Origin of the sequence: Nitratidesulfovibrio oxamicus (genome assembly GCF_015731765.1) — a bacterium.
Taxonomy (GTDB): Bacteria; Desulfobacterota; Desulfovibrionia; order Desulfovibrionales; family Desulfovibrionaceae; genus Cupidesulfovibrio; species Cupidesulfovibrio oxamicus.
This window is the reverse complement of the sequence record NZ_VRYY01000131.1, coordinates 1-5,936: the sequence shown is the minus strand read 5'-3', so window position 1 is coordinate 5,936 and position 5,936 is coordinate 1. Positions and strand designations below refer to the sequence as shown.

Below are 5,936 nucleotides of genomic sequence, written 5' to 3'. Positions count from 1 at the left end.
CCGGCGCAGGGCGGCGAACACGGCCAGGGCGGCGTCCAGTTCCAGGCCGATGTGGTCGTCGGGCAGCGACCCCTGCCACGGCGAGGCAAGGCCCAGCGCCGCGTAGGCTTCGCGGGCGAACAGGGTGGCCTCGCCCATCAGGCGGCGCTCCGTCTCCAGGTAGACGGAGGCATAGGGCGGCGCGGCCACCGGACCCGGCCCCACGAACAGCCGGTTGAACAGGTATTCCTCTTCATCCCACGCGGGCACGGGCGGCAGGGGCGGGGAGCCCGGCAGGGCCAGTGCCTCGAAGGCCCGGCGCAACGAGGCGCCGTTGGTGGCGAAGAAGAAGTCGCGCAGGGCGGCGCCGCGCCGCGCGAAGGCCTCGGCATCCGCCATACGGGGGTTGGTCGGGACGGACACGAGCGGGGATGGAACGGGAGAAATGGTGAGCGACATGGCATTCCTGCTGCGATGTGCGGTTGAGGCCCCGTTGCCGACGCGCGGGGTCCGCCACCGGAGTGGCTTTATTTTGCGTAATACCATGTCGCTTGGGGCATGCAATGATTGTCGGATGCTGTAGGAAACATGTAGGACGCGTCCTACATGCGGCGTTGCGGTGACGTTGGCGCCGTGGGTCGGAAAACGCCATTGACGTCCGGGAAAGAAAACGGGGAGCCCTTGCGGGCTCCCCTGTGCGTTCGAGGTCTTGCGTGCGGCGCGTGGCGTGCCGCTTCGCCGTCTAGTAGGCGTGTTCGTCTTCCAGGTCCTCGTCGGTGATCTTGTGGGTGAACACGGAATACACCCACGCCTGGTACGCCAGCACGATGGGCACGAAGATCACCACCACGGTGAGCATGATCTTCAGCGTCAGCGGGCTGGATGCGCCGTTGGCGATGGTGACGCTGAAGGCCGGGTCCATGCTGGACGGCAGCAGCGCCGGGTACATGCCGAACACCCCGAAGAAGGTCACGCACACGATGAACACCGCGTTGCACACCCAGGCCATGCCCACCGAGTTGGAGGCGATGAAGAACCGGGTGGTCAGCAGCGAGGCCACGGCCAGGATGGGGAACACCAGCAGCGGCGGGAACTTCATGTAGTTGACGTACAGGTTGGTGTACACGGCGGTGGCCACCAGGAAGGCCAGCGCGGCGCACAGCAGCAGCGGCCAGATGCCGCGCGCCAGGGCCACGGCCCTGTCGTGCAGGTCGCCCGTGGACTTGATGCCCATCCACAGCGCGCCGTGCAGGGCGAACATCAGCACAAAGAACACGCCGCCCAGCAGGCCGTACAGGTTCAGCAGCTTCAGCAGGTTGCCGTGGTACACGCCGTCGCCGTCGACGGGAATGCCCATGAACAGGTTGGCGAAGGCCACGCCGAACAGCAGCGCGGGCACGAAGTTGCCCAGAAACTGGAACACGTCCCACACCTTGCGCCAGCCGGGGCTGTCGATCTTGTTGCGGAACTCGAAGGACACCGCGCGGAAGATCAGCGCGAAGAGCAGGATCAGCAGCGGCGCGTACAGTGCGCTGAACATCACCGCGTACGCCTTGGGGAATGCGGCGAAGGTGACGCCGCCCGCGGTGATCAGCCACACCTCGTTGCCGTCCCAGAACGGACCGGCGGCATTGTAGATGGTACGGCGTTCGGCTTCGTTGCGCGCGGCAAAGGGCAGCAGGGTGCCCAAGCCGAAGTCGAAGCCGTCAAGGACGAAGTATACGGCCCACAACAGGCCCCACAGGACGAACCAGATTGTCTCCAACATGTTTCCGATCCTCTCGGTTAGCTGTTCATGCGGCTATGCGGCACGTCGTGCGGGCTAGGCGGCGGGGCCTTTGCGCGCGTACTTGCGAAGCAGGTAGATGTCGAGCACGCCGAGCAGGGTGTACACCGCCCCGAACGCCAGCAGCGATACGGCCACGGACGAGGCGGGCACAGGCGACACCGCATCGGTGGTGCGCATCATGCCGTACACGATCCACGGCTGGCGGCCTATTTCGGCCACGGCCCACCCGGCCATGATGGCCAGGTACGGCAGGGGGATGGCCCAGGGCAGCGCCTTCAGCAACCACGGCTTGTCCTGCAGGCGGTTGCGGAACAGGAAGGCGGCGCCGGCCAGCAGAGGGAACAACGTGCCAAGGCCCACCATCAGGCGGAAGTTCAGGAAGGTGAGCAGCACGGGCGGGCGGTCTTCCTTGGGGAAGTCCTTCAGACCCTTCACTTCGGCAGAGGGATCGTTGAAGGCCAGCAGGCTGAGCACGCCGGGAATGCCGAAGGCCTGGATGGCGTTGCCTTCCGCGTTTTCGTCGGGCACGGCCAGAAGGTACATGGGCGCGGACTTCTGGGTTTCCCAGTGCGATTCCATGGCCGCCAGCTTGGCGGGTTGCAGCCTGGCCACGGTGTTGCCGTGGTTGTGGCCCTGCAACGCCACCAGAAGGGCCAGCGCCAGAGTGAACCCGGCGGCCAGCTTGAACGAGCGGTTGAAGAAGTCTTCCTCGTTGCGGCGCAGCAGGTGCCAGGCAGAGATGCCCAGCACGAAGAAGCCCGCCAGCATCCACGAGGCGAACATGTTGTGGAAGAACTGACCCCATGCGTAGGGGTTGCTGAGCACGGTGAAGAAGTTGTCCAGTTCCGCGCGGTTGTTGCGGATCACGTAGCCCACGGGGTTCTGCATCCAGCCGTTGGCCAGGATGATCCACAGGCCGGACATGTTGGAAGCGAACGCCACGGCCCAGATGGCGAACAGGTGCATCTTTTTCGAGACGCGTTCCCATCCGAACACCCACACGGCCAGGAAGGTGGATTCCAGAAAGAAGGCCAGGGTGGCTTCAATGGCCAGCAGCGAACCGAAGATGTCGCCCACGTATTCCGAGTAACGCGACCAGTTGGTGCCGAACTGGAATTCCAGGGTGATGCCGGTGACCACGCCCAGGGTGAAGTTGATCAGGAACAGCTTGCCCCAGAACTTGGCCATGCGTTTGTAGGTTTCGTTGCCGGTGCGGTAGTAGATGGTCTGCATGACCGCGATGAGCACCGAAAGGCCCAGTGTCAGCGGCACGAAGATGAAATGGAAAAAGACGGCTACCGCGAATTGCAGCCGTGACAGCATGACGACATCCATGCTTTCCCCCTTTGCAGCGGGTCTGGCGGTGTGGCCGCCCGTAAGCCCGGCAAGGTTAAACGGTGAAATAGGCGCGTTGCCCGGTCTGCTTCCGCCGAAAGCCGGACAACGTGTGTGCATCAAGCGATAATGGTTGCTACTACCACCTTTCCGCCAATATGCAAACATGGTGGAAGATTACTGCCAGCGATGACGGGGGGACTGGGCGTAATCTAGCATGGTTGCGGAGAAACTGTCAGCAAAAAATACATGGCGGCGGCAAGTTGGCGGTGAGGGCCGGTTTGCGGGGGAACCGGCCCGGACAGGGGAGCAGGACAGGGGAGCAGGACAGGGGAGCCGGACGGGCAGGACGGGATGAATCGGGTGGGATGGGGTGGCAGCATGGTCGGACGGGGCGGGCCTGACAGGGGGAAGATGGGCAGGCCGGGCCGTGCGCATGCACGGGTGCGGAGTGTGCGGATGTGCCCGTACTGCCCGCATGGGGCAGGGGGCGTTTGGGGCACACGCCGCGCACCGATGCGCAACGGGCGCCGACCATGCGATCGACGCCCGTTCGTCCTGGCGAGGGAAACCGAATACCGGGCTACCGGCTACGGCTTGCCGAAGCCGTACTTGTCCAGCACGGCCATGCCTTCGGGCCCGGTGACGAACTTGATGAACGCGGCGGCGGTGGCCTTGTCCCTGGAGCCGGACAGGACGGCGATGGGGTAGGTGATGGGGGCGTGGCCCTTGACGGTGGCCACCACCTTCACCTTGTCGCCCGCGATCCTGGCGTCGGTCATGTACACGAAGCCCGCTTCGGCTTCGCCGCGGGCCACGTAGTCCAGGGCCTGGCGCACGCTTTCGGCCAGCACGGCCTTGCCGGAAATGGCGTCCCACGAACCTGCGGCGGTAAGTGCTGCCTTGGTGTAACGGCCCACGGGCACGGAGTCGGGGTTGCCCACGGCTATGCGGGTAACGCCCGCCTGCTTCAGGTCGTCCACGCCCTTGATGGCCAGCCTGGAGTCGGCGGGCACGATGAGCACCAGGCTGTTGGACACGAAGTCGATGCGGGTGGCCACGTCGATGAGCTTGCTTTCCACGGCCTTGTCCATGGTGACCTGGTCGGCGGAGGCGAACACGTCCACCGGCGCGCCTTCCTGCATCTGCTTCAGCAGCGGGCCGGACGCGGCGAAGTTGGTCTGCACCTTGCTGCCGGGGGTGACCTTTTCGAACATGCCCTTGATGTCGGTAAAGGCGTTGGTCAGGCTGGCGGCGGCGGACACGGTGATCTCGCCCGCCTGGACGGTGAGGGGAGCGCAGGCCAGTGCGGCGCAGACCAGTGCGGCAAGTGCCAACGCTGCAAGAACGCGGCGGCCGGTGCGGAACGGACGGAAACCGGAAATCATGAGGCGCCTCCTGTCTGGGGTTGAGTGGTGTCTGCGGGGACGAAGCGGTCATCGGCCCTGCACTGCACGGCGTTGTCCGCCACGGTGGCGAACCAGCCCGTCCTGTCGGCGTCCCAGACGTCGAAGGTGGGGACGTACGGCTTGATGTCCAGCACCGGGGTGCCGTCCAGCATGTCCACGTTTTCCACGTGCAGCCGGTTGCCGGTCACGCCGGTAAGCCGCAGTACGGATATGCCGATGGGATTGGGCCTGCGCGGCGAGCGGGTGGCGAACACGCCGTGCTCGTCGTTGTCCAGAAAGGGCTTCACGCGCAAGGTGAAGCCCTTGCATTCGTGCAGGTGGTAGATGACGAGGAGATGCGAGAACCCTTCGATGTCGGCGAGGCCCTCGGCGAATTCGGGCAGCACGTCGATGCTGCCCGCTACCCCCTGCGCGCCCACGGGCTGGATGGGCATGCCGCGCACGGTGGTGAACGGGGTGCGCATGTGGGCCACAGGGGCGTAGGAAATGTGCGGGGCTTGCGGATTGTCTGCCTGCTGCGCTGGCGAATGGGGCGCGGCATGGGCGGTGGCGGGGCCGCGCAGCAGGTGCAGCGCCGTGGCCGTGGCCAGCAGGGCCACCCCGGCTTCCGGTTCCGGCCACAGCAGAGGCGTACCCAGTCCGGCCAGCATCAGGGCCAGCGGGCCGCCGCACAGTTCGCGCAGGCGCAGGCGCGTGGTCGCGCCGCGTCCTGTTGCCAGCCCCAGTTCGCCGTCATGGGCGTTGGCGCGCGGCGGGAAGCCGGTTTCGAAGGCCAGCAGCACGGCCAGGGCGGCCAACGCAACCAGCGCCAGGGGGGCGAGCACGGCGGGCAGGAAGGAGGTGAATGGCATGGGCATCTCGTCGATGGCGCAGTGAAGCCGGGAAACAGGCCGCCCGGCGAGGGCGGGCAGGCATTCCGGGGAGATGAAGGCGGCACGGGGGTGCCGGCCCGGTGCGCATTCCGGGCCGGACCTCATCGGGGCACCGGCGCGGCAGGCACGTGCGACCGGGGCTCCTTCCATCTTCGGGGTAGCTGCTGCCCGCACAGCGTGCAATACGGTCACCTGGGTTGTTTTTTTCGTGACTGTATTCCCTTTCCGGCCAAAACCGACCAAGACTTCCGGCAGGGTGGCGGCGGCAACGACACTGCGGAGGCAGATCGACCATGCATGCTCCTTTGGCCGGTATTGTCGGCGCACTGGACGAGACACAACTGGAGCTGATGCGGGCCTGCATCGAGCGGGAACTGGAGGCGCGGCTTGGCGGCGGCGTTTCCGGCCTGGCCGTGGAATCCGGCGCGTCCCCACTCGATTCCGCAGCCGACCACGCGGGCGCGGACGGCCTTGGCGCGGCAACGCGGCACTCCATCGTCACCGCGCTGTCCGGCGTGCCGGGCATGGGCGGCGGTGGCGCCTGTCCGCGTG

Annotated in this window: 5 protein-coding genes and 1 pseudogene; 1 reads left to right on the top strand and 5 read right to left on the bottom strand. The window is 66.2% G+C overall.

The window, feature by feature from the left end:
• The 5 genes from FVW20_RS05895 to tsaA form a co-directional block, all read right to left on the bottom strand.
• Positions 1-438: TorD/DmsD family molecular chaperone (locus tag FVW20_RS05895; protein ID WP_196608698.1), on the bottom strand; the 438-nt coding region annotated here is incomplete at its 3' end.
• 283 nt (positions 439-721) lie between these two features.
• On the bottom strand, positions 722-1,747 hold the full coding sequence (gene cydB / locus FVW20_RS05890) for a cytochrome d ubiquinol oxidase subunit II (protein WP_196608697.1): 1,026 nt from the start codon (positions 1,745-1,747) through the stop codon (positions 722-724).
• A 54-nt stretch (positions 1,748-1,801) separates the two neighbouring features.
• A complete protein-coding gene (locus FVW20_RS05885) occupies positions 1,802-3,103 on the bottom strand; it encodes a cytochrome ubiquinol oxidase subunit I (RefSeq protein WP_196608696.1) in 1,302 nt (433 codons plus the stop codon).
• A 590-nt stretch (positions 3,104-3,693) separates the two neighbouring features.
• Complete coding sequence (modA, locus tag FVW20_RS05880) at positions 3,694-4,491, bottom strand: molybdate ABC transporter substrate-binding protein (RefSeq protein ID WP_196608695.1); 798 nt, start codon at positions 4,489-4,491, stop codon at positions 3,694-3,696.
• On the bottom strand, positions 4,488-5,363 hold the full coding sequence (gene tsaA / locus FVW20_RS20050; RefSeq protein ID WP_196608694.1) for a tRNA (N6-threonylcarbamoyladenosine(37)-N6)-methyltransferase TrmO: 876 nt from the start codon (positions 5,361-5,363) through the stop codon (positions 4,488-4,490). Before tsaA ends, modA begins: the two co-directional genes overlap by 4 nt.
• 314 nt (positions 5,364-5,677) lie before the next feature.
• Between tsaA and FVW20_RS05870 the strand changes: the two are divergent.
• Positions 5,678-5,936: pseudogene (locus tag FVW20_RS05870) on the top strand (TOBE domain-containing protein); the annotation flags it as partial.